General features: G+C 52.6%; 23 protein-coding genes and 2 pseudogenes. 15 read left to right on the top strand and 10 right to left on the bottom strand.

Going from position 1 to position 21270, the window contains the following annotated elements:
* Window positions 1–84 precede the first annotated feature (84 nt).
* The 5 genes from ACZ5N7_RS12205 (at window position 85) to ACZ5N7_RS12185 (ending at window position 4441) form a co-directional block, all read left to right on the top strand.
* The gene (locus ACZ5N7_RS12205; RefSeq protein WP_464654475.1) at window positions 85–1440 is read left to right on the top strand and encodes a glucose-6-phosphate isomerase; all 1356 of its coding nucleotides are present in this window, start codon (window positions 85–87) and stop codon (window positions 1438–1440) included.
* 809 nt (window positions 1441–2249) lie between these two features.
* Window positions 2250–2894: a YigZ family protein gene (locus ACZ5N7_RS12200; protein ID WP_464659258.1), complete on the top strand. Its 645-nt coding sequence runs from the start codon at window positions 2250–2252 to the stop codon at window positions 2892–2894.
* Window positions 2895–2913: 19 nt separating this feature from the next.
* A complete protein-coding gene (locus tag ACZ5N7_RS12195; RefSeq protein WP_464654473.1) occupies window positions 2914–3480 on the top strand; it encodes a TetR/AcrR family transcriptional regulator in 567 nt (188 codons plus the stop codon).
* A gap of 179 nt (window positions 3481–3659) precedes the next feature.
* The gene (locus tag ACZ5N7_RS12190; protein WP_464654471.1) at window positions 3660–3884 is read left to right on the top strand and encodes a DUF1128 domain-containing protein; all 225 of its coding nucleotides are present in this window, start codon (window positions 3660–3662) and stop codon (window positions 3882–3884) included.
* Between the two features lie 281 nt (window positions 3885–4165).
* Window positions 4166–4441, top strand: a complete 276-nt coding sequence (locus ACZ5N7_RS12185; RefSeq protein ID WP_464654469.1) for a hypothetical protein — start codon at window positions 4166–4168, stop codon at window positions 4439–4441.
* 233 nt (window positions 4442–4674) lie between these two features.
* Here ACZ5N7_RS12185 and ACZ5N7_RS12180 read toward each other — a convergent pair whose 3' ends face one another.
* Window positions 4675–5589, bottom strand: coding sequence for a LysR family transcriptional regulator (locus tag ACZ5N7_RS12180; RefSeq protein ID WP_464654467.1), 915 nt, complete (start codon window positions 5587–5589; stop codon window positions 4675–4677).
* A gap of 139 nt (window positions 5590–5728) precedes the next feature.
* Between ACZ5N7_RS12180 and trxA the strand changes: the two genes are divergently transcribed.
* A complete protein-coding gene (gene trxA / locus ACZ5N7_RS12175; RefSeq protein WP_464654465.1) occupies window positions 5729–6046 on the top strand; it encodes a thioredoxin in 318 nt (105 codons plus the stop codon).
* Window positions 6047–6202: 156 nt separating this feature from the next.
* Here trxA and ACZ5N7_RS12170 read toward each other — a convergent pair whose 3' ends face one another.
* Entirely contained in the window at window positions 6203–6928 is a 726-nt protein-coding gene (locus ACZ5N7_RS12170; protein WP_464654463.1) for a class I SAM-dependent methyltransferase, read from the bottom strand.
* 208 nt (window positions 6929–7136) lie between these two features.
* Between ACZ5N7_RS12170 and rpiA the strand changes: the two genes are divergently transcribed.
* The 3 genes and pseudogenes from rpiA (at window position 7137) to ACZ5N7_RS12155 (ending at window position 8898) form a co-directional block, all read left to right on the top strand.
* Window positions 7137–7811 (top strand): ribose-5-phosphate isomerase RpiA, encoded by a 675-nt coding sequence (rpiA, locus tag ACZ5N7_RS12165; protein ID WP_464654461.1) that lies wholly within the window; start codon window positions 7137–7139, stop codon window positions 7809–7811.
* A 20-nt stretch (window positions 7812–7831) separates the two neighbouring features.
* Window positions 7832–7980: pseudogene (locus tag ACZ5N7_RS12160) on the top strand (winged helix-turn-helix domain-containing protein); the annotation flags it as partial.
* Between the two features lie 129 nt (window positions 7981–8109).
* Window positions 8110–8898: a class I SAM-dependent methyltransferase gene (locus ACZ5N7_RS12155; RefSeq protein WP_464654459.1), complete on the top strand. Its 789-nt coding sequence runs from the start codon at window positions 8110–8112 to the stop codon at window positions 8896–8898.
* A 49-nt stretch (window positions 8899–8947) separates the two neighbouring features.
* On the opposite strand, the pseudogene ACZ5N7_RS12150 reads toward ACZ5N7_RS12155, so the two are convergent.
* Window positions 8948–9220, bottom strand: a pseudogene (locus ACZ5N7_RS12150) (right-handed parallel beta-helix repeat-containing protein); the annotation flags it as partial.
* 401 nt (window positions 9221–9621) lie between these two features.
* On the opposite strand from ACZ5N7_RS12150, the gene ACZ5N7_RS12145 reads away from it, so the two are divergent.
* Window positions 9622–11055, top strand: a complete 1434-nt coding sequence (locus ACZ5N7_RS12145) for a DHA2 family efflux MFS transporter permease subunit (protein ID WP_464659257.1) — start codon at window positions 9622–9624, stop codon at window positions 11053–11055.
* A gap of 1069 nt (window positions 11056–12124) precedes the next feature.
* Here the strand turns inward: ACZ5N7_RS12145 and ACZ5N7_RS12140 are convergent.
* The 5 genes from ACZ5N7_RS12140 to ACZ5N7_RS12120 form a co-directional block, all read right to left on the bottom strand.
* Entirely contained in the window at window positions 12125–12754 is a 630-nt protein-coding gene (locus tag ACZ5N7_RS12140) for an ABC transporter permease (RefSeq protein WP_464654457.1), read from the bottom strand.
* A gap of 26 nt (window positions 12755–12780) precedes the next feature.
* Window positions 12781–13674, bottom strand: coding sequence for a glycine betaine ABC transporter substrate-binding protein (locus tag ACZ5N7_RS12135; protein WP_464659255.1), 894 nt, complete (start codon window positions 13672–13674; stop codon window positions 12781–12783).
* Window positions 13674–14366, bottom strand: coding sequence for an ABC transporter permease (locus ACZ5N7_RS12130; RefSeq protein ID WP_464654455.1), 693 nt, complete (start codon window positions 14364–14366; stop codon window positions 13674–13676). Before ACZ5N7_RS12130 ends, ACZ5N7_RS12135 begins: the two co-directional genes overlap by 1 nt.
* On the bottom strand, window positions 14363–15517 hold the full coding sequence (locus tag ACZ5N7_RS12125; protein WP_464654453.1) for an ABC transporter ATP-binding protein: 1155 nt from the start codon (window positions 15515–15517) through the stop codon (window positions 14363–14365). The genes ACZ5N7_RS12130 and ACZ5N7_RS12125 overlap by 4 nt, the downstream gene beginning before the upstream one ends.
* Before the next feature lie 124 nt (window positions 15518–15641).
* Window positions 15642–16640, bottom strand: coding sequence for a cation diffusion facilitator family transporter (locus ACZ5N7_RS12120; RefSeq protein WP_464654451.1), 999 nt, complete (start codon window positions 16638–16640; stop codon window positions 15642–15644).
* 218 nt (window positions 16641–16858) lie between these two features.
* Between ACZ5N7_RS12120 and ACZ5N7_RS12115 the strand changes: the two genes are divergently transcribed.
* Window positions 16859–17191, top strand: coding sequence for an ASCH domain-containing protein (locus ACZ5N7_RS12115; protein ID WP_464654449.1), 333 nt, complete (start codon window positions 16859–16861; stop codon window positions 17189–17191).
* A gap of 77 nt (window positions 17192–17268) precedes the next feature.
* Window positions 17269–17712 (top strand): hypothetical protein, encoded by a 444-nt coding sequence (locus tag ACZ5N7_RS12110; protein ID WP_464654447.1) that lies wholly within the window; start codon window positions 17269–17271, stop codon window positions 17710–17712.
* Here ACZ5N7_RS12110 and hxlB read toward each other — a convergent pair whose 3' ends face one another.
* Both hxlB and hxlA read right to left on the bottom strand, forming a co-directional pair.
* The gene (hxlB, locus tag ACZ5N7_RS12105; protein ID WP_464654445.1) at window positions 17713–18270 is read right to left on the bottom strand and encodes a 6-phospho-3-hexuloisomerase; all 558 of its coding nucleotides are present in this window, start codon (window positions 18268–18270) and stop codon (window positions 17713–17715) included.
* 8 nt (window positions 18271–18278) lie between these two features.
* Window positions 18279–18911, bottom strand: a complete 633-nt coding sequence (gene hxlA / locus ACZ5N7_RS12100; protein ID WP_464654443.1) for a 3-hexulose-6-phosphate synthase — start codon at window positions 18909–18911, stop codon at window positions 18279–18281.
* 257 nt (window positions 18912–19168) lie between these two features.
* On the opposite strand from hxlA, the gene ACZ5N7_RS12095 reads away from it, so the two are divergent.
* The 3 genes from ACZ5N7_RS12095 to ACZ5N7_RS12085 all read left to right on the top strand — a co-directional run bounded on the left by ACZ5N7_RS12095 (window position 19169) and on the right by ACZ5N7_RS12085 (window position 21214).
* A complete protein-coding gene (locus tag ACZ5N7_RS12095) occupies window positions 19169–19570 on the top strand; it encodes a winged helix-turn-helix transcriptional regulator (protein WP_464654441.1) in 402 nt (133 codons plus the stop codon).
* A 110-nt stretch (window positions 19571–19680) separates the two neighbouring features.
* The gene (locus ACZ5N7_RS12090) at window positions 19681–20403 is read left to right on the top strand and encodes a futalosine hydrolase (protein ID WP_464659253.1); all 723 of its coding nucleotides are present in this window, start codon (window positions 19681–19683) and stop codon (window positions 20401–20403) included.
* The gene (locus ACZ5N7_RS12085) at window positions 20375–21214 is read left to right on the top strand and encodes a 1,4-dihydroxy-6-naphthoate synthase (protein ID WP_464654439.1); all 840 of its coding nucleotides are present in this window, start codon (window positions 20375–20377) and stop codon (window positions 21212–21214) included. Before ACZ5N7_RS12090 ends, ACZ5N7_RS12085 begins: the two co-directional genes overlap by 29 nt.
* The last annotated feature ends 56 nt before the right edge of the window (window positions 21215–21270 follow it).

Genomic DNA, 21270 nt, shown 5'->3' with positions numbered 1-21270 from the left:
TTTTCTTTGTGTACACTTAACTTGCTTTTGCTAAGGATTGTAAGTATTCTATGAATATGTAAAAATCTGAAGGAGGGCTTCACTATGACGCAAAAGCTTCATTTTGATTACAGCAAAGCTTTGTCTTTTATCGGGCAGCATGAAGTCGATTATTTGACGGACGCAGTACGTACGGCACACGAGCAATTACATAACGGTACTGGCGCAGGATCGGACTATTTGGGCTGGATCGACCTGCCGGTCAATTACGATAAAGAAGAATTCGACCGCATACAGAAGGCTGCCAAGCAGATTCAATCGGACTCCGAGGCTTTGGTAGTGATCGGGATCGGCGGATCCTACTTGGGAGCCAGGGCGGCAATCGAGATGCTTTCCCATTCTTTCTACAACAACCTGCCGCACGGTCAGCGCAAAACGCCGGCCATTTATTACGCGGGCAATAACATAAGCTCCACTTACCTGACTCATCTGCTGCAGCTTCTTGAAGGCAAGGATTTCTCGGTCAACGTGATCTCCAAGTCGGGCACCACCACCGAGCCGGCTATCGCATTCCGCATTTTCCGCGACGTCCTTGAGAACAAATATGGCAAAGAAGCGGCCCGCAAGCGCATTTACGCCACAACCGACGCTTCAAAAGGCGCTCTCAGAACACTGGCTGACGAAGAAGGCTACGAGACTTTCATCATACCTGACGATGTGGGCGGACGTTATTCCGTATTGACGGCGGTCGGCTTGCTGCCGATTGCGGCTGCAGGAATCGACATCGAGGAGATGATGAAGGGCGCGGCGGACGCCAGAGTCGCTTATTCCAACCCGGACCTGAAGGAAAATGAAAGCTACCAATACGCCGCCGTGCGCAACGCACTGTACCGTAAAGGCAAAGGCATCGAAATTCTGGTCAACTACGAACCGTCGCTTCATTTTGTATCGGAGTGGTGGAAGCAGCTCTACGGCGAGAGCGAAGGGAAAGATTACAAAGGCATCTATCCGGCTTCGGTGGATTTTTCGACGGACCTGCACTCCATGGGCCAATTTATTCAGGAGGGGAGCCGCACGCTGTTCGAAACGGTGATCCAGGTGGCCGAGGTTCCACACGAGATCGAGATCGGCACGGATCCGGCAAATCTGGACGGGCTCAATTTCCTAAGCGGCCAAACGATGGATTTCGTCAACAAGAAAGCTTTCCAGGGTACGATGCTTGCCCACACGGACGGCGGGGTGCCGAACCTGATCGTGACGCTTCCCGACATGACTCCGTACACGTTCGGATACATGGTTTACTTTTTCGAAAAAGCGTGCGGCATCAGCGGCTACCTGCTGGGTGTCAATCCGTTTGACCAGCCGGGCGTCGAGGCTTACAAAAAGAACATGTTCGCTTTACTGGGCAAGCCCGGCTTCGAAAAGCAAAAGGCGGAGCTGGAAGCAAGATTAAACGGCTAAACCGGTGGGCGCCGGCAGAGTGGTTCTCTTTTGAGAGAACCGCTCTCTTTTTTTGTATAGGAAATTATCATTTTCGACTGCTGTGGATAAAGTGTCGATAATTTGTAACTGCTAAGGTACCTTCGGGTACCTGGGCAGTTGCATGGATAAATGAGGGTTTAGATACATTCGTCCACTGGGAGACGTTTTTTGCGCAAATCCCCCCTTTTCCTATGCAGAAGATCGCCTTTACGCCCCCGCCCTTATATCGTGCAGCATCGATTCAGTTTCAGCGGTATTTCGGTTTGACCGCCCGCCGTGCAGCGCCGCCACGCGCAGGAGAACTGCAGGTAGGGAAAAATTAATGGAAATCATCCATTTAATTTGAGTTCGATATAGTTAGAGCTGCATTTACCTGGAAAACCTCCATCAATATCAGCGGTTATTCTAATAATAGACTGAGAGGGATTGAATTAACGGGAGATTTTCCATCTATTTGCATAAAAAAGCAATCAGGCAAACAAAAAGCAGGATGTTTTCCCGTTAATCAAAGTAATCCAGCATGCCGCGGGCCAGCACATACCGGACGACCCTTTCACCACTGCGGCATAAAGAAGGGAGAAGCCAGCCTTTTACACATAAAACTCTTAACATCAGAACCGCCGTCCTATGTTCGATCTCAAAATGACGTTCTACATCCTTCGGCCGGATCGGCCCAGCCAGTTGGATCGTGAGACGTATAATTAATGATTTACATTAACGCTTTGTAGCGTTAAAATAATGAAAATAGTTTTTTGGGCAGAGTGCAGAAGAAAAAGGGTGGGATTCGTATCATTGCACAGTACAAAACGGTGAGCCGTCCTGCAGAATCGGAGATCGTCATCAAGAAATCAAGGTTTATCGGTTGTGCCCAGCCCGTTGCCTCAGAAGAAGAGGCTGTATCCTTCATCGAGGCCGTCAAAAAGCGGCACAGCTCAGCGACCCATAACTGCTCGGCTTATATGATCGGGGAAAAGGATGAGATCCAGAAGCAGTCGGATGACGGGGAACCGAGCGGGACGGCCGGCAAACCGATTCTGGAAGTGATCAAGAACCAGGGATTGAAGAATGTTGCTGTTGTAGTCACTCGTTATTTTGGCGGTATCATGCTGGGTGCCGGCGGTCTGATTCGGGCGTACACGGATGGTGCAGTGGCGGCTGTCGCCGCAGCGGAAGCTGTCCAAATGGTGCTGCATGCCGAAGTATTCATTGAAATCGATTACAACTGGCTCGGAAAAGTGGAGAATGAGCTGAGAAATCGTGACATGCGGATGGGTAACACCCGGTTTACGGACAAAGTTACTTTAAGCTGTCTTCCTCTTGCAGAGGAGGCGCCGGATTTTATAGAGTGGATGACGGATTTGACCCAGGGACAGAGCGTGGTAGAAACCGGACAAAGCAGATATATCGCACATGCGATTTTACCAAAAGGGTAGAGAGGTTGGGTGAATATCAATGGCGAGGAAGGCAGTGAGCCAGGAGCTTAGCAAAGAAAGAATACTCGAAGGAACCAGGCATTTGTTCCATAAACACGGCTATCGGTCCTTAACCATGCGGGGAATCGCCAAAGAGATGGGCTACAGCCACGGCGCGCTTTATTATCATTTCAGGGAAAAAGCCGAGCTGCTGTACGCGCTGGTTATGGAGGACTTTCACGGCTTGCTGGAGAAACACAGGGAGCTCATCAGGAAGTCGAAGGATTCCGGAGTTCCCTGCCTTCAGCAGATGATGCTGGAATTTATACGATTCGGGCTGGAGAACCCCAAGCATTACGAGATGATGTTCATTATCAATGAACCTGAGCTCCAGCGCTATTCACGCAGTGAGCAGGTGCATTATCTGGATCTTTTTGCATCGGTTGTCGGGGAATTGAAATCGGAGTCTCTTCCCTGGAGCTTGTTTATGTCGCTGCACGGATTCATCTCGTACAAAATTCAGACCGGACAGACCTACGAGCAGGTAAAGCATATGGCGGAGGAGCATGTGAAATTTTTGTGTGGTAATTTTGAAGTTCCTGTGTAGAGGGGCAGGTACTGCGGGGCTGAAGCGCAAAGCGGTGGGATTAATCTTTGGAGCTTTTGCTTCGCTTTGCGGGTGTCGGAAGTATTTTGCGGGTAAACATGGTATAATAAAGCCAAAAGCTGACTGCAGCGGCGGATGCGTAATTCGGGTGTCCTATTGGCAGGGAAGGGTGGAGAGAAATGGATTTATCGAACGGTTCGACGGGCAATATCGAGTTCATGATCGAGGAGATAAAGAAAAAGCTGCGGATGGCCACCGGTGCGGCGCTGAAAGCGTCCAACTTTGACGAGGAAAAGTACGAGGATTTGAGAGACCTTTATGAGATGGTGCGTGACAAAAGCTCTTTTAGCATAAGCGAGATGGAAGCCATTACAACCGAGCTGGGAAGGCTCCGCAAAGCTTGAACGTGCAGATCAGCGTGTGAGCGGCCCTCTTTTGCCTGCGGGTGAAAGGGGGTTTTTTGGGCTAATGGAAAGTATAAATTTGCCAGGCAAATATAGAGGATTTATGTTACCGCCAATAAGGACCGTCAGGATGATTTGTTCCTCACGGTTTTTTTGTATGTGGACAGCCGCTCATTTTGTGTGGACAAATGGCAAGCATCCAATCACTATCCGGTTTTTATTCGTAAGATACAGAGCAGTGACTTTTGAATATTCGCAATGAGAGAGGCAGGTGGAGTCTTTTGAAATCGGCTGTACGGAAAGAACAGGCCAGAAAACTGATTGGCAAACAGGTTTATGCGCTGAAAAAAGATGGAACCGTCGTTGAAGGCAAATTGCTTCGGATTAAAGGCAATGAGCTGGTGCTGGCATCCCAAAAAGGTAAAACGGTAAAAACAAGCGCCATCATTCCCTTAGTGCTGTTCGATCTGCTGGCGATAGGCACTAGCCCTTACGCATACGGACCTTACGGCTATGGATATGGCGGAGGCTTTTACGGACCAGGCTACTTCTGGTAGTATAAGCCTCATTGAACCGGATACTACGTGAAAGGGGGAAATTCAATGTCCTATGGAGCAGGTTGTGGAGTTGTAGGAGGATATAGAAGCAACGTCGGTACTATATTGGTACTGTTCATTCTTTTGGTTATCATCCTCAGAACTTTCTGCTGGTAATCGGCGGCTCAGCTCAAGCCGGACTCCTTTTGGAGCCCGGCTTTTCTAATACCACAACAAGGCGTCTCACAAATAAGCTAATCCGGCTTATAGGTGGATTGATAGCTGTTGAATAACTTGAACGACAGCTCTTTGGCCTGCTCCTGCGCTTCCTTGATAAAAGCCGTCACCGGCGGAGCCGCGGCCTGCAGGTTTCGGACGCCCAGCCCTATATTCCGCTGCCTCTGGGAATTCAGGTAAGATGAGCTCACCTTGGGGAGGCTCATGGGAATGGCCATCTCGGGAAGGACGGTTACACCAAGGCCCTCCTGTACCATAGCCAGAATCGTGGCGGTATCCCGCACCTCGAACTGAATATTGGGTGTAATCCCGCTGTACCGGAACAAGGAGCGGATGAACTCGTCGCTGTCCCCGTTCGGCATGATAAACGGATCTGCGGCGATTTGCTTTAGCCGGATCGATGCCTGATCCTTGAGCGGATGGTCTGCCGGCAGAAACACGACGAGCTTATCCTGCATGAGCGGGATCGTATCGATTCCTTCGGCGGGCAGAGTAACGAAGCCCAGATCAACGACTGAAGATTCAATCCATTGATTGACTTCCTCGTAGTTGCCTTCGAAAAGGATTAATTCGATCCCCGGGTAGCGGTTGCGGAAGGAACCTATAATGCGGGGCAGAAGCTTGGCGGATACGCTTGGAATGCTGCCGATGCGCAGGGTGCCGGCCTCCAGTCCCGTCAACCCGGCGACCTCCTGCTTGATCAGCGACGTGCGCTGGATAATTTCCCGGATGTGGACGAGCACCTTTTTGCCGATTTCCGTCACCGTTACCCCGCTGCGGCTGCGGTTCAGCAGAGTGGCCCCGAGCTCGGCCTCCAGGGAGGACACTGCCTGGCTTGCCGCCGATTGGGACATGTTCAGCGCTTCCGCCGCTTTGGTAAAGCTGTGGGACTCCACGACCGCCAGAAAAACTTCGAGCTGGGGCAAAGTCATTTTACTACCGCCTTTTAGATAAGTTATTACTAATATTATATATTAAAGACATTAATTTGACTAATATTTGAAAGAGGGGTATCTTTAATACATAAGCAACACACACTTATATATAGATGACTCTAAGGAGGATTTTCAGATGGCGGTTAATGCGATTACCGATTCAACTTTTTCCGATTCAGTAAAAGAAGGAACAGTGCTGGTGGACTTGTGGGCCCCATGGTGCGGACCTTGTAAAATGATCGCTCCTGTTTTGGAAGAGCTTGACAAGGAAATGGGAGATAAATTGAAAATTGTGAAATTGAACGTGGACGAAAATCCGGAGACTCCGGGTAAATTCGGGGTAATGGGAATTCCGACGCTGCTTGTCTTCAAAGAAGGACAAATGGTGGATCAGCTGGTAGGCTATAAGCCTAAAGACCAGTTGACTGACGCTTTGCAGAAGCACCTGTCTTAACAACCGGCCTGAATACAAAGGGAAGGCTGTCCCGCAAGTGGGTTACCACTGAGGGGGCAGCCTTTTTGTACGCTCCTGCGGAGCCTTAGCGTTGTTCTAAGTGAAGCTTCACGGGTGATGTTTCTGCCAGTTTGACATGGGCAAACCCGCGGAGCTTTAGCAATGTTCCACGTGAAGCTTTAGCATCGTGTTGGCGCCTTTTTGAAAAAGATACGGGACGCGAATCTCCTCGGCCGTCCAGCCCAGCGTTCCGATCCAGGCGAGGAGGCGGTCCATTTGCCCATATCGCTTTCCCGACAAATCCGCCGTTGGGAAAATACGGATCTCCCGTGCTGTCACGCGAACAAGCTCCTGTATCGTTTGCTGATGGAAAGCATAATCCAGGCGGTCCGCATAGGTAAAGAGAAAATGCGCGGACAGCGTCATATCGAATTGACGGCTCGAAAAGGGCAGCTCAGGCAAAACAGCCGGCACATAAGCCTCCTTATGCAGCAATCTGTCTTGCGTCCATTCGCTTAATGCCCGGGAGCGCAGTTGCCGCAGTTCCTCAGGGGAACGGATCTCATCCCATAGGAAGCAGTCGTCTGCCTTCTCCACGCCCGCAACTGCAAGTTCAATGTCCTCCAGGCCTTTGTCCGCCAATTGATCTATGGAAAAATGGTATGCGAGGTCGCATGCGGTGACGTTCAAGCCCCTCCGGTTTCCCTGCGCGGTGAAAGAGCAGGCTCCGGCCGGGCAATCCAGTACGGCAAGCCCCCTGAGGTCCCGCTCGGACAAATCAAACATCCTCAAATACTCTCCCCAGGTTCGCCCGACAAAAATAACCCGGCTTAACTCCATTGCGTTGTTCTTCATCGCGTTGTCTTTCTCCTGCGCACTCATCTGATCTCATCTCACCTTTCTCGGCTCATTTGCATCTGCCTGCGGCTCCGCGCGCCGATAGCGGGGCGGCCGCACAGGCCTCTTGCCTTTTTCGACAAGCGGCTTCGCAGTTCCTCTTTTCAAGCTGAGGGATATTTGTCCCCTGATAAATAAGGTAAACTGATAGTAAAGGTTTTACTACATTTTTTAGGAAAAGGAGTTTTAAAATATGGATCAAAAGCAAAGAGCCGGCGAAAAAGCGTTAGATTATATCGAGGACGGAATGACAATCGGCTTGGGCACCGGGAGCACGTTGTACTGGACTCTGATGAAGCTCGGAGAAAGAGTGAGGCAGGGACTGAAGGTAAGGGGAATCCCCACTTCAGTAAAGACGGAGAAGCTGGCCAGGGGAGCGGGCATCCCGCTGACTTCTTTTAACGAGGTGAAACAGCTGGACCTTACCGTTGATGGAGCGGATGAAGTAGATCCGGAGCTGCGGCTCATCAAAGGCGGGGGCGGGGCCCTGCTGCGCGAGAAGCTGATCGCCCGGGCATCCAGGCAGCTCATTATCGTAGCCGACGAATCCAAGAAAGTAAGCAGGCTCGGAGCTTTTCCGCTGCCGGTGGAGATCGTCCCGTTTGCCTGGCAGACCACCATGTACAGGCTGGAGCAGGCCGGCTGCCGTCCTGAGCTGAGGATGCGGGAGGGCAAGCCTTTTGTTACAGACAACGGCAATTACCTTCTGGACTGTCTGCTGGGCGGCATTGAACGGCCGGAAGAGCTTCATACGGAGCTGAAAGGGCTCACGGGTGTCGTAGAGACGGGGCTGTTTCTTTCTATGGCGGACAGGGTGATTATCGGGACGGATACGGGAGTGGAGGTACTGGACAGGACCGGGGTGTGAGGCTTAGTAAGAAATTTTTAAGAATATTTTCGATTGATGAAATTTATGAAAAGGTCTGGAAAGACCCTTCGTTCAACGCGGATAACACGGTGGCCGTCCACGTGCGCATAATCCCGAGAAGATCGAGCTCAATCCGAAGGAACCGAAATATTTAAAGGTGGTAGGGTGAAGACCGAGCTCATAACTAATGTGCCGCACAATTTAAAAACGCCGTTGACCTCGATTATGAATTAGGTAATTTCTATTTTTCGGAGGTAATATGAATTGTAGGAAATCCTAAGAACGGAGTGAAGCAGCGATGCCTGATAGCCAAGACAAGGTGATTAAAGACGTCGTAAAAGAACAGTTTTCCCGAAACGCAGATAAATACGTCACCAGTGAATCACATGGGAAAAGCGAGGACCTTGCTCTTCTCGTGCAATTGCTGGAGCCGGAGCCGGATTGGCGCGTTCTCGACATCGCGACCGGCGGCGGGCATACGGCCAAAAGTCTGGCCCCCCATGTCGCCCAGGTTTTCGCCACCGATTTAACTCGCGAAATGTTGGTTTCGGCACATCGGTATGTGACGCAGCATGCGGACAATGTGTGGTTTATAGTAGCCGATGCAGAAAACCTTCCTTTTTTGGACGGCTCCTTCGACGCAGTCACCTGCCGGATTGCCGCGCATCATTTTCCGCAACCCGAACGGTTTGTCCAGGAGGCGGCCAGGGTATTAAAGCCCGGCGGCAAGCTGCTGCTGATCGACAACATAGCGCCCGACGACGACGAACTCGATGTGTTTATCAACACGGTGGAGAAACTGCGGGACGAAAGCCATGTCCGCTGTTACCGTTCCGGAGAATGGACTACTTGGATGGAGAAGGCCGGTCTTCAGGTGCTAAACTCACGCGTGCGAAAAAAAAACCTGGCATTCAAGCCCTGGGTTCAACGCACTACCCGGTCGCAGGAGCAGGAGGAGACGGTTGTACAGTACATCTCGGCCAGTGATCAGCGTGTCAGTGAATATTTCGGCTTGATCCTGAACGATGGGAATTATTCGTCTCTCGACCTTGAGGAATGGATGGTTTTACTGGTGAAACCGGCTTAATGCCGTTTTACGCTCGTTCGAAGAGATCATCGAGAAATCTGAATGCAGGTCATTCCCTGTCTGTATTTCCTGCAATGATGCAATCCTTCGTCCCGCCTCGACTTTCGTCATAGCCGCCAAGTGTAATGCCTGCCGCCCGATTGTGATAAATCCGGTTGAACGATACCTCCACTGCTGAAGTAAGACCGCCGGCATGCTCGCTTGCCAGCTCAATCCCGTAGTCGTTGTCATGGACGTCGTTGTTCGTGATGGTTACATTTTTGCCGCCGTCCACGTATATGCCGGCTGCCGAGTATTCCTTCCCGTAGACCGGATTGCCAAAAGATGCTTTTAAACTAAAATTGTCGCCCTATGAGGCAACAAAAACCACAATTAAATTTCCTATAGACAACCGATTGCTTTAAAATTCGTGAGAGATATTGTAAAGTAAAATGTGTTACTGCCATTGTTGCACGTGAGGACGAAGTCGGGCGACTTGCGCGACAAATCTTCGTTCTCGCCGATATGGCGTTCGAGCGCGAGTTCAAACTCGTTCTAAGTCCCGTTGACGTCAACGGTAAGCACGGTCACGACTGCCCGGCGCTCACCGCAGCCGAAGGAGATTGGGGGAGTCTCCGCTTCTGGCACGAACCAGGCGTCGAGCACCCGATGCCTCTCTTCAGGGACCGAATATGAGAGTCTCGTACAATTAGACATTTTTCTTAAGAAGGAAGTGAAACATTGATGAAGCAATACAATACACGAGCCATCATGGCGTCGCTGCTCATATGCGGCTTCGTGGGCATGTTCAGCGAGACGGCGCTCAACATCGCGATCAGTAATTTAATGGATGTGTTCCGAATTTCGGCAGCGACCGCGCAATGGTTGACAACGGGGTTTCTGCTGACGCTCGGCATTCTGATGCCGATGACCGGGCTGCTGCTGCAATGGTTTACGACGAGACAGCTGTTCATCGGCTCGCTGGCAAGCTCGATCGTCGGCACATTCATCGCGGCGCTCGCGTTCAATTTCGAAATGCTGATGGTCGCTCGCGTACTGCAGGCGGTCGGTATGGGTTTGTTGATTCCGCTCATGTTCAATACGATCCTCGTCGTTTATCCGCCGGAGAAGCGCGGGGCGGCGATGGGCTTCGTCGGTCTCGTCATTATGTTCGCGCCGGCGACCGGCCCGACTGTGGCGGGTCTTCTGATCGAGTATTTAACATGGCACTACATCTTCTGGCTCTCGCTGCCGTTTTTGGTTATAGGGCTGTTGGTAGGACTGAAGTATTTGGAAAACGTTACCGACGTTTCGAAGCCCCGCATCGATCTGCTGTCCGTTATATTATCCACGATCGGCTTTGGCGGCGTCGTATTCGGCTTCAGCAAGGCGGGCGAAGGCGCGGAAGGCTGGACCGGCGCGGTCGTGGTCACATCGATAGTCATCGGGCTGGTCGCGCTCGTGCTGTTCGCGCTGCGGCAGATGTTTATGAGCGAGCCGTTGATGGACTTGCGCGTCTTCAAGTACCGGATGTTCTTAGTAGGGCTGCTTATGGTGCTGTCGTGCATGATGATCATTTTGTCGAGCATGATTATTCTGCCGATGTATCTGCAAAACGGCATGAGACTTTCCGCGTTTACCGCCGGGCTCATGCTGCTGCCGGGCAGTGCGCTGAACGGCATCCTGTCACCGCGTATGGGGCGTTTGTTTGACAAGTATGGACCGAAGTGGCTCGTCATTCCCGGCCTTGTCGTCGTAGCAGCGATGTTATGGTTTTTCTCCGGCATTACGCCCGCGTCTTCGCTCGCTTTCATTGTCGCCTTGCATATCGGCCTAATGGTGGGCATCTCCATGGTGTGGATGCCGGCGCAGACGAACGGCCTGAACCAGCTGCCACCGGAGCTGTATCCGCACGGCACGGCGGTCATGAACACGCTGCAGCAGGTTGCAGGTGCGATCGGCACGGCGGTGGCGATCAGCATCCTTACGAGCGGCATGAATAAGTATTTGCACGACTCCCCCGCGCCGACCAAGCCGACCGAGCTGGCCAACGCGATGACGTTCGGCTCGCAGAACGTGTTCTGGTTCGCGATGATTGTGACGCTGATCGGTCTGGCCATGGCGTTCTTCATCCGCCGCGTCGTCGTCAACCATGCGGCGATGGATCCGATGCATTGATGTTCCGAGAGGGCCCCCAGGCCCCTTTTCTCGTTGTATAGGAAATTATGATTTTCGGTGGCTGTGGATAACTGTGGGTAGATACATTCATTCGCTGGGAGATGCTTGTTTTGTCAAATCCCCTCTATTCCAATCCAGAAGATCACCTTTGCGCCCCCTTCGTTATAATGGTGTTGGATCGATTTAGCTTCAGCGGATATTCCCCTGCTTTAACGGTCTGAGCACCCGCCGAGCACTGTCGCAATGCCCAGGAGAATCGCGGGTTGGAAAAATTAAAGGGAATTCCTCCATTTAATTTGACTTCGATTTGGTTACAGATGTATTTAACTGGAAAAGTGCCATCAAAATCAGCGGTTATTCTAATATTCCAGCATTCCGCGGGCCGGCACATTCCGGGCAATCCTTTTCACCATTGCCTCGGAAAGAAGGGGGCAGCCAGCCTTCTGTACATAACTTTTTCCACATCAAGACCGCCGTCTTATGATCAATTTTTAAAATGACGCTTTACATTTTTCGGCGGGAACGGCCAGCCAAGTCAGTCTCTCATAACCCTCCATATAACAGAATGCTTCCACTCGCCAGAATGGAACGGTATGTTCTTCGTCACTTATCCATGATTATAATGTATGAACAAGACAGTCCTGGTCCTTAGAAACACGTCTTTATTCACCCGCAGGGTGATTTTGTTCTCGCTGTCGGAAAGTTGCGGTCCTTTTAGCGGGGCTATGAGCGCCGGCCGGTTGGCTTATACTATCCATTACGCTAACGCAGAACGACACTGCATGGCGGCTGTTTCGGCAGCCGCTTATTTTTTCACCATGAACGGGCAGTTATCTGTTAAGTGACGTCTTGCCCAGTCTTTTTGACTTTTATAAAAAAACCAGCTTTTCGAGCACACGAAACGAAGCAAAGGATTATTAAACATTGGGAAGGTTTTTCGTTATTAAATTGGTTGATATGTGGATGTTATAGGAGGCTGGCAAGTCTGTGACGCGGGAGAGCACACGCGGGCCGCGCGGAAAGCTCACGGCCTAACGGGTTCCCTGCAGCGGCCGGGCTTACCGCGCTGCTAAGACTTCACCTGCGTCCGCCGCTGAAGCCTGGCGAACAAAAGATCCGCCAGGATGGCCAGCGCGGCGGCCGGAATCGCTCCCGCGTAGATACGCGCGGGATTGTCCATTGTGATGCCGGAGTACACCTCCCGGCCCAGGCCGTTGCCGCCGACCAGCGGGGCGATGGTGGCGACACCGATGGCGATGACCGCAGCCACCCGGATGCCGGTCAAGATAAACGGCAGCGACAAGGGCAGCCGGACCATCCAGAGCAGCTGCAGCGGGCTCATGCCTACGCCCCTGCCCGCCTCGGTCACGGCGGGATTGACCTGGGTCAATCCTACGTAGGTATTGCGGATGACCGGGAGCAGGGAATAAAGGAACAGCCCGATGACGACGGTCCTGAAGCCCAGTCCGAATACGATCATCAGCATAGCCAACAAGGCCAGGCTGGGTATAACCTGGATAATGTTGGCCACGGTCAGGATGACCGGGGCCAGCCTGCGGCTGCGGGAGGCGAGTACGCCCAGTGGAATCCCGACAAGAAGGGCCAGGATGAGCCCCGCGGCTACCATTTGGATATGGTCGAGAGTCAAGCCGATCAGATCCCGCCAGTTTTCCTGTACATAAGCAATAAATTGCGACATGGTCTGCCTCCTTTCTGTAAAAGCTGCTATTTCAGCAGTCCCGTCTTTTTCAAATACTCCTCGGCCACCCTTTTCTCGTTGCGTTTTTTGACATCGACCTCGTAAGTGAGATCAATGATCGTCTGGGCATCGAGCTTTCCTACAAGCAGCTTGACGGCGTCATCCACTTCGGGATGCTGCTGAAGGAACGCTTTGGTGACCACTGGTGAAGCATCGTACGGCGGGAAAAAATGTTTGTCGTCCTGCAGAGTCACCAAATCGTACTCTTTTAGCCGGGGATCGGTGGAATAAGCCACAACTACGTCCACTTCCCGGTTGGCAACCGCTTTATAGACCAGACCAATCTCCATGGGGAACGTTTCCTTAAACTTGAATCCATAGTGCTGGGTAAAAGCGGGATAGCCCACAACCGGCCGCTCCAGCCAGGAAGTGTCCACTCCCAGACGGTAGGAACCGGCAAACTTAGCCAAATCCGAGATGGTTTTCAGGTTTTCTTTTTCGGCAAGGTCTTTACGCACGGTAAATGCATAAGTGTTCTCAAAGCCGTAAGGGTCATACCATTTCAAGTTAAAATATTTATCGAAGCCGGCCTGCGCTTGCGACAGGACCTCCTGGCGGTCACGGGTCTCTTTTACGGGAAAATGGTTCTCAAAGATGACACCGGAATAAAGAGTACCCATCTGCAGCTGGTTCTGCTTCAGCATATCCAGCACCACGCTGGAGGAGGCGAGATCAGTCAGTACGTCGACTTTCACCTTAGTGCGGTCCTCAATCAGCAGCTTGTACATATACGCCAGTACTTTGGTTTCAGTGAAGGTTTGCGTGCCGATCCTCATCGTATTGGCGTTCCCGCAGCCCGTGAGGAGTCCCCAGCAGAGCGGCAGCACGAGAAAAAGGCCAATCAGCCGCGTGTTCCTCATCATGCTTCCACCCCTTTGTTCTGAGCGGAAGTTTCTGCGCCGCCGGCTTTGCTCGTTATTCTCCGTTCTAACCGGCCAAGGATCAAATCGACCGCCAAAGCGAGAACAACGGCCACGATCGAACCTGCCACGGTCAGTTCCTTCTTGTTGACGCTCATCCCTGAGAAAATAAGGCGTCCAAGCCCGCCCGCGCCGATCATCGCCGCCAAGGTAGCCCAGCTGACGATATATACCGTGGTCACGCGAATACCCGTCATAATGTACGGCGCGGCCAGCGGAAGCTGGATTTGCAGCAGCAGCTGCTTTGCGCTGAAACCCATCCCCCGCGCCGCTTCCACTACATTTGCATTCACCGCCCGGAATCCGGAATATGTATTCTGCATGAGCGGCATCAGAGAGTAGAGAAAAAGCGCAAAGATGGCAGGCTTCGTACCGATGCCGAGCAGCGGAATAAGAATGGCCAGCAGAGCGAGGCTCGGGATAGTCTGCAGAACATTCGCCGCCGTGAATACTGTGGTGCGGAGCAAGCCGGATTTTGTCCGGGCCATGGCGATACCGAGCGGAACGGCGATAATGATGCCGAATATTACCGCTGCGGCCGTAATCAGCATGTGCTCCCCCAAAGCATGAAGGATGTCCCCCATCCGGGTATTGAATATGTTTATAAGGTTTGCCAGGAAGCCGTTGTTCATGAGGTCTCCGCCTCGCTTTCCGCATTCCCGTACAGCTCCGAGATATAGCGTACCACGCTTCCTTTGGTGATCAGGCCGGCAAATTTGTTGCCTTCCCGTACGACAGGGACATAAGGCAGCTTATGCTCCGTGATCAAACGGACCGCTTCCGCGAGAGAGGCACCCACCGGAACGGTATGCTGGAAGGGCTTCATCAGGGTGCCTATCGTCATATTCTCATCCTGGTATTTTTGTAACACCTGAAAAATAGTGACGTAGCCCATCAGCGTTCCAGCCCGGTCCACGACCAGCAGCGAATCCACGCGCCGTCTTTCCATCATATTTACCGCTTCCGCCATACCCCGGAACGGGTAAGCGACGGCGGGGTTTGTCGCCATGACCTCTTCGACGTTCGGCAGCTCCTCGGCAGTGGCATGCTCGGGCTGCAGCCTCTTGAGGCCGACGAAGGATTTTACAAATTCATTGGCAGGCTTGCGCAGGATTTGCTCCGGCGTTCCCTGCTGGACAACCCCGCCGGCTTTCATAAGAACAATATTATCCGCGATTTTTATGGCTTCATCCATGTCATGAGTCACAAAAACGATCGTTTTCTTCAGCTCCTGCTGGAGCTCAACGATTTCGTCCTGCAGCTGCTCCCGGGATATGGGATCCAGTGCGCTGAAAGGCTCATCCATCAGCACGATCCGCGGATCCGCGGCCAGTGCCCGTATCACACCTACCCGCTGCTGCTGGCCGCCGCTCAGTTCGGCAGGATAGCGGTTCCGGTAGGTCTGCGGATCAAGATGGACCAGCTCGAGAAGCTCGTCGACCCGTTTGTTGATCCTGCTTGCGTCCCAACGCAGCAGCCTGGGAACGACAGCGACATTCTGCGCGATCGTCATATGCGGGAAAAGGCCTACATTTTGGATGACATAGCCGATACTCCTTCTCAATTCCACAGGATTCATCCGGGAAATGTCTTTACCGTCGATCGTCACTTTGCCGGAGCTCGGTACGATCAACCGGTTGATCAATTTCATGGTCGTACTTTTACCGCATCCGCTGGGCCCTATGAGCACATTCAGGCCGCCGTCTATAAATTCAAGATTCACATCCTTGAGCGCGACGAAGCCGTCCGCATATTCTTTACGCACATGTTCTAGACGTATCAATGAAGCTCCCCCTATCTATTTACCGTGCAAGTCTTATAGAACTTAATTATATGTTTACCCTCCGGATGGGAAGTGAAACACCAAGCATAGGTTGTAAATGATGGAAACCGGCAGGAATTTGTTCCTAACGCTCGTTTCCCAGGCCATGTGTAGGCTCCCAATCTTTGACCCCGTTGTCCTCCAGAATGCCCAAAGTAACGTCGGAAATGTTCGGATCGCCCAGCAGCTTGTCACGGACTTTGAATTTAATGTCATCCGCCGACGCGAGCATCAGGCCCTTCTTCAGTTCGATCAATCCTTCGACATGGTAGTAGCGGCCTTCCTGCATTATTCTCATCTGATAGATGTCCGTGACGTTCGGATCGGAAAAGATGATATCCGCGATGTGGTCCTCCACATCAGGCGGAGCGGCTACTCCGATTAAGCCCACCATATTGTCGTATCCAACGCGGAAGGACATGCCTATCATCAAACAGCCGATCACAATGGAAGCCACTCCATCCAGAGCCTCGACATTCGTGAAAGTGGTGGCTGCTACGGCAATCAGGGCAAGAAAGGAGCCGGTCGTCCCGACAAGATCCTCATAAAACACTAGGCGGGTGGAGGGAGCGGCCCTTTTTACGTTACGGAACGCGGCAGTGGCGATTTTGAGTCCCTTTACATTGAGCCTGGCCTCCCGGGCGATCTCTTTCATCGCTTTAATCAGCACATAACCGTCCATCCCGATTGAAATCACGAGCACCGCCAGATTGATCCAAAAGCCGCCGGAACGCATAGGATGGTGCACCAGGTACCAGCCTTCGCGTATGGTCTCATAGGCCATAATTGTCACCACAATGACCGCAAGCATGCAGAATAGATGAATTACCCGGCCAAAACCGCTCGGAAAACGGCGGGTCGCCTCACGCTCGGCCAGAATGCTGCCTCCGAACACAAATAATTGATTCACCGTATCCGCTATCGAATGCATGGTGGATGCGAACATCGCTCCGCTCCCGGTGAAAGCAGCGGCGAATCCCTTGATTACAGCTATAGCGGCATTACCCAGCGCGGCGGCGCCGGACGAGGTGTTCCCTTTTTTTAGTAAAGAGAGAAAAGAGCCGGATTGGAGTTTAGAGTCCATTGAATAATTCCTCCCCTCGAATGAAGATCATACAGTTGCAAAAAGTAACCAGGAATGATGTCATTTTTTACCCGGATCCTCGCTGCCTTAAACCTACTGACAGGGGAATCCGGTCCTTTGCTGCCGGCCAATCACTGTGAAATTAGAATACCAGGGACAACTTTGGTAAAATTGGATATGAATACAAGCTCGTCCAACGAGCAGGGAGTGATCAAGTGATGTCAGAAGCTTTGCCGCCAAAAACGTGTTCCGTCGAACGTCTGATTACTTTGGAGAATGAAGTGGAAAAGGTGCTCAGCGGAGCAAAGACCGCCACCCGCCGCAATGGCCGCTATGCAGATGTAGGTGAAATTATGGAGCTTCGGGGCCACGAATTCGAAGTGACCCGCGTATACCGCCAATCCTTGGGAGAATTAACGGACGCGGATGCCCGGGCAGAAGGCTACCCTACAGTGGAAGATTATAAACAGAGCATCCTCGCTCTGCATCCCGGAATGCCTTGGCTGCCGCATATGACGGTTTGGGTGCACGAATACCGAAGGGTAGTGTAATACCGGAGAAACAGTGTGGACGAATCCATCCACACTGTTCGTCTTTTGGGGATGGTTGTATGAAAGGGGAGGCCAGAGTGTCTGTTTGGTATTCTATGGTTCTGTATGCCCATATTTTTAGCGTAATTTTGAGCATAGGGCCTTATTTCGTGTTATATCCGCTGCTTTCCAAAATAGAAAAGAGCCCGCCAGAGGTTCTGCCTCTGTTTCTGGACTCTTTTCGCCATACGGTGCGGCTGACCAAGCATACGGGCCATGTGTTGGTGACCACAGGCGTTCTGCTGGCTTGGCTTGGCTCCTGGAGCTGGAACACCCCATGGATTATTGCAACGCTTCTGATCCTTGTCGGATCGTTGTTTTTTCTGGCAAGGGCCTTTTCCCCGGTGCTGCGGGCGTTAAGCAAGCCTCACACCAACCGGCCGGAGCTAGTGGCCAAGTTAAAGCGCGCCTTGATCCTATATCTTCTCATTACCATGACGATGATGTGGTTTATGGTCGCCAAGCCGGCCCTCTGGGGCTAGCTACTCCAGGTTGGCGTGTCTTCCGAACATAGTGCCGGAGTTCAGCCCCTTTTTCTCCATCAGCTTCAATATAACCGCATCACAGAATAATAAAAGCGTCTGCTCGAATAACGCCCCCATAGGCTGTATCGTTTTATGAGTATCGCCCGCCTGCTCCTTAGGTGAGCCTGGCAGCTTGACGGTGATATCCGAAATTTTGGCGATGGTGGAATCCGGGTTAATCGTGACTGCCGCGACCGATCCGCCCAGGCTTCGGGCTTTCTCGGCCATCGGTATCAGGCTTTTAGTTTCCCCAGAACCGGATCCGATGATGAGGATATCATCCTTTTCCATATTAGGGGTTACGGTTTCGCCCACTACATAAGCATCCATTCCCATCTGCATCAGCCGCATGGCAAAGGCCCGTACCATTAATCCGGATCTGCCTGCACCCGCAACGAACACCTTCCTGGATTGAAGGATGCGATCGGCTAATGTTTCCGCTTCTTCATCGGCGAGCTGGCGGGCAGCGCGATTTAATTCCTCTATGATCTGTTCATAATATTGTGTAGTCGGCATGGTCGGGATTAACCTTGTTTGATCAACTTTTGCATTTCGGCAGCCGCCGCTTTTTTATCCTCTTCTCCGGTGATGCCGCCGCCTACAATGACCAAATCCGGCTGTGCTTTGATGACTTCAGGCAGTGTGCTTAATTTGATACCTCCAGCAACGGCTACTTTGGCGTTCTTCACTACGCGCTTGATGGTCCGAAGGTCCTCGAAGGAATTTTCCCCAACCGCCTGCAGGTCGTAACCTGTGTGGACGCAAATATAGTCAACGCCGAACGCATCCAGTTCTTTGGCTCGTCCTTCTATGTCCTTGACGCCGATCATGTCGACCAGAATTTTCTTTTGCTGTTTCTTGGCCTCTTCCATTGCGCCCTTGATGGTCATATCCTCAGCCGCGCCAAGTATAGTAATAATGTCAGCGCCCGCTTCGGAAGCCTTCATCACTTCATAACCGGCAGCGTCCATAACTTTGAGGTCAGCGAGGACTTTTAAATTAGGAAAAGCTTCCTTGATTTCCTTTACTGCCCTTAGACCCTCGTTGATTACAACCGGCGTCCCGATTTCAACGATATCGATGTGCTGCTCCACTTCTTTTACCAGTTTCTTTGCTTCCGGAATGTCTACAAGATCCAACGCTAATTGAAGTTCCATTTTGGTTCGCTCCTTATAAAATAAAATTAATGTCCTCTTTGGTATGGTTAACTGTGCAGGAAGCTATTCACTTGTATCCGCCTGTAAAATAAGGATGACAACGGTGATGCCTTGCTTTTTTGGACATTTTCCCGGCGCTCCTTTAACATAGTAGGTACAATATTTATATTAAGCCTTGCAGCAAAAATAGAGAAGAATGCACTTTTTTGTACGGTGGTTACTAAAAAGTTACTTTTGAACGGGATTAGGAGAACACGATGTCGGATCTGCGAAAAGAAATTTTGGACAAACTGAAAAACGGAGAGTTCAACTGCGAAAAAGAATTGACTCTTGCGATCATCAGCGGGAAATGGAAGGTAGTCATCCTGTGGCAGTTGGGGCAGGAAGGACCTCAGCGCTACAGCGAGCTGCAGCGGCTGTTCCCGAAAATTACCCATAAAATGTTAACCAGCCAGCTGAAGGAGTTAACGGACGACGGCATTGTGCACCGTGAAGTGTATCCTGAAGTGCCTCCCAGGGTGGAATATTCGCTGACGGAGCTTGGCAGGACGCTGCTGCCTATCGTTGAAATGATGTATGAGTGGGGCATGAAGAGAATCGCGGATATTAAAAACGAGGAGTCCCTGAGTGGACAGGGCGGGAGTACAGGTTTAAAATAAAATTCAAATCGTGCAACAAAAAGGGGACAGTTAGCATGAAGCCTGACACAAACTCGGAAGCCGCCCCTTCTGCCAGCGTGGCGTCTGAGCAGCCGCCGTGCACCGCCGGGATGCGCGCCGGGAGAACCGCGCGCCCCGCTGACTCCGGCCAGCGGGGCGCGGGAACGCGCGTTTTGGTGATCACCGCAGTCGCGGCTGAAAGAGACGCGGTGGTACGTGGGCTCGCAGGCGACGACAGGTTTGTCGTGCTCGCCGGCGGCGTTGGTCCTGCAGCCGCCGCTGCGAGCACCGCGGCGGCGCTGGCGGCCGCCGACTACGGCCTGGTCGTATCCGCCGGAATCGGCGGAGGCTTTGCGGGCCGGGCCGAGGTCGGCTCGCTGGTGGTGGCCAGCGAGATGGTGGCCGCCGATCTGGGTGCGCAGACCCCGAAAGGGTTCAGCAGTGTGGACGAGCTGGGCTTCGGCTCCTCCCGCGTCGGTGTAGAAGCCGGCTTGGTCAGCCGGGTGGTTCAGGCGCTGCAGGCGGCCGGGCTGCCAGTGAGCACCGGCCCGGTGCTGACGGTCTCGACCGTCACGGGGACCGCCGAAACGGCCGCGGAACTCGCGATACGAGTGCCCGGTGCGGCCGCGGAGGCGATGGAGGGTTACGGTGTGGGCACCGCAGCCCTCCAGCTCGGAGTCCCTGTCTTGGAAATACGCGCCATATCGAATGCGGTTGGCCCTCGTGACCGGGCCGCATGGCGCATCAAGGAAGCTTTAAGTGCGCTGGAAGCAGCAAGCGCAGTATTTGTGGAGGTATTTAAAAATGAAGATCGCTTTTTCTCCTTGCCCTAATGACACTTTTGTTTTTCATGCTTTGGTGCACGGTCTTGTGCCTGGTGCTCCGAAATTCGACGTCACATACGCGGACATTGATATTACCAATAATCTCGCGGCGGGACCGCACGGGCCGGATGTGCTTAAAGTATCGTACGCTGCGCTGCCGTGGGTGCTTTCGGAATATGCGCTGCTTCCATGCGGTGGAGCGCTCGGCCGAGGCTGCGGGCCGCTGGTTTTGAGCCAGAACAGATCAGATCCGGCGTCACTTGCCGGCCGCAGGGTGGCTGTGCCCAGCGAGCGTTCAACCGCCTATCTGCTGTTCCGGCTGTGGGCCGCTCAGAATGTGCCTGGCGGCGTAGGCGAGATTATTATCATGCCATTTGACGAGATCATGCCTGCGGTACGGGACGGATTGGTCGATGCCGGGTTGGTGATCCATGAGGCGCGCTTCACGTACCCGTCTTACGGGCTGTCCCTTCTGACCGACCTGGGGAGCTGGTGGGAGGCGGATACCGGCCTGCCCATTCCGCTTGGGGCCATTATCGCCCGCAGGTCGCTTGATCTCGCTTCGATCGCCGGCTGGATCCGCAATTCTGTCGAATACGCTTGGGCACACCCTGAGGTGTCGAGGGAATATGTGATGCAGTATGCTCAAGAGCTGTCTCCTGAAGTCGCACAAGCGCATATCGAATTGTATGTCAACGACTTCACTGCGAATTTGGGAGAGGACGGGTATGCCGCGGTTACCGCTCTTCTCACCAGAGCCGCGCGGGAGGGTCTTGTGCCGGAGGTTGATCCGGCAGCGCTGCGCTGGCAGGCAGAGTAGAGGCCGATGACGAAAAAAAAGACTCCTGGCTGTATTCGAATAATACAAGCAGGAGT

This window comes from Paenibacillus sp. JCM 18996, from assembly GCF_055392555.1.
This window is presented reverse-complemented; position numbering and strand designations above follow the sequence as displayed.

Coding starts and splice junctions, on each gene's coding strand:
- ACZ5N7_RS12205 (WP_464654475.1), top strand. CDS start 85: ATGACGCAAAAGCTTCATTTTGATTACAGCAAAGCTTTGTCTTTTATC.
- ACZ5N7_RS12195 (WP_464654473.1), top strand. CDS start 2,914: ATGGCGAGGAAGGCAGTGAGCCAGGAGCTTAGCAAAGAAAGAATACTC.
- ACZ5N7_RS12190 (WP_464654471.1), top strand. CDS start 3,660: ATGGATTTATCGAACGGTTCGACGGGCAATATCGAGTTCATGATCGAG.
- ACZ5N7_RS12180 (WP_464654467.1), bottom strand. CDS start 5,589: ATGACTTTGCCCCAGCTCGAAGTTTTTCTGGCGGTCGTGGAGTCCCAC.
- trxA (WP_464654465.1), top strand. CDS start 5,729: ATGGCGGTTAATGCGATTACCGATTCAACTTTTTCCGATTCAGTAAAA.
- ACZ5N7_RS12170 (WP_464654463.1), bottom strand. CDS start 6,928: ATGAGTGCGCAGGAGAAAGACAACGCGATGAAGAACAACGCAATGGAG.
- rpiA (WP_464654461.1), top strand. CDS start 7,137: ATGGATCAAAAGCAAAGAGCCGGCGAAAAAGCGTTAGATTATATCGAG.
- ACZ5N7_RS12155 (WP_464654459.1), top strand. CDS start 8,110: ATGCCTGATAGCCAAGACAAGGTGATTAAAGACGTCGTAAAAGAACAG.
- ACZ5N7_RS12145 (WP_464659257.1), top strand. CDS start 9,622: ATGAAGCAATACAATACACGAGCCATCATGGCGTCGCTGCTCATATGC.
- ACZ5N7_RS12140 (WP_464654457.1), bottom strand. CDS start 12,754: ATGTCGCAATTTATTGCTTATGTACAGGAAAACTGGCGGGATCTGATC.
- ACZ5N7_RS12135 (WP_464659255.1), bottom strand. CDS start 13,674: ATGAGGAACACGCGGCTGATTGGCCTTTTTCTCGTGCTGCCGCTCTGC.
- ACZ5N7_RS12130 (WP_464654455.1), bottom strand. CDS start 14,366: ATGAACAACGGCTTCCTGGCAAACCTTATAAACATATTCAATACCCGG.
- ACZ5N7_RS12120 (WP_464654451.1), bottom strand. CDS start 16,640: ATGGACTCTAAACTCCAATCCGGCTCTTTTCTCTCTTTACTAAAAAAA.
- ACZ5N7_RS12115 (WP_464654449.1), top strand. CDS start 16,859: ATGTCAGAAGCTTTGCCGCCAAAAACGTGTTCCGTCGAACGTCTGATT.
- hxlB (WP_464654445.1), bottom strand. CDS start 18,270: ATGCCGACTACACAATATTATGAACAGATCATAGAGGAATTAAATCGC.
- hxlA (WP_464654443.1), bottom strand. CDS start 18,911: ATGGAACTTCAATTAGCGTTGGATCTTGTAGACATTCCGGAAGCAAAG.
- ACZ5N7_RS12095 (WP_464654441.1), top strand. CDS start 19,169: ATGTCGGATCTGCGAAAAGAAATTTTGGACAAACTGAAAAACGGAGAG.
- ACZ5N7_RS12090 (WP_464659253.1), top strand. CDS start 19,681: ATGCGCGCCGGGAGAACCGCGCGCCCCGCTGACTCCGGCCAGCGGGGC.
- ACZ5N7_RS12085 (WP_464654439.1), top strand. CDS start 20,375: ATGAAGATCGCTTTTTCTCCTTGCCCTAATGACACTTTTGTTTTTCAT.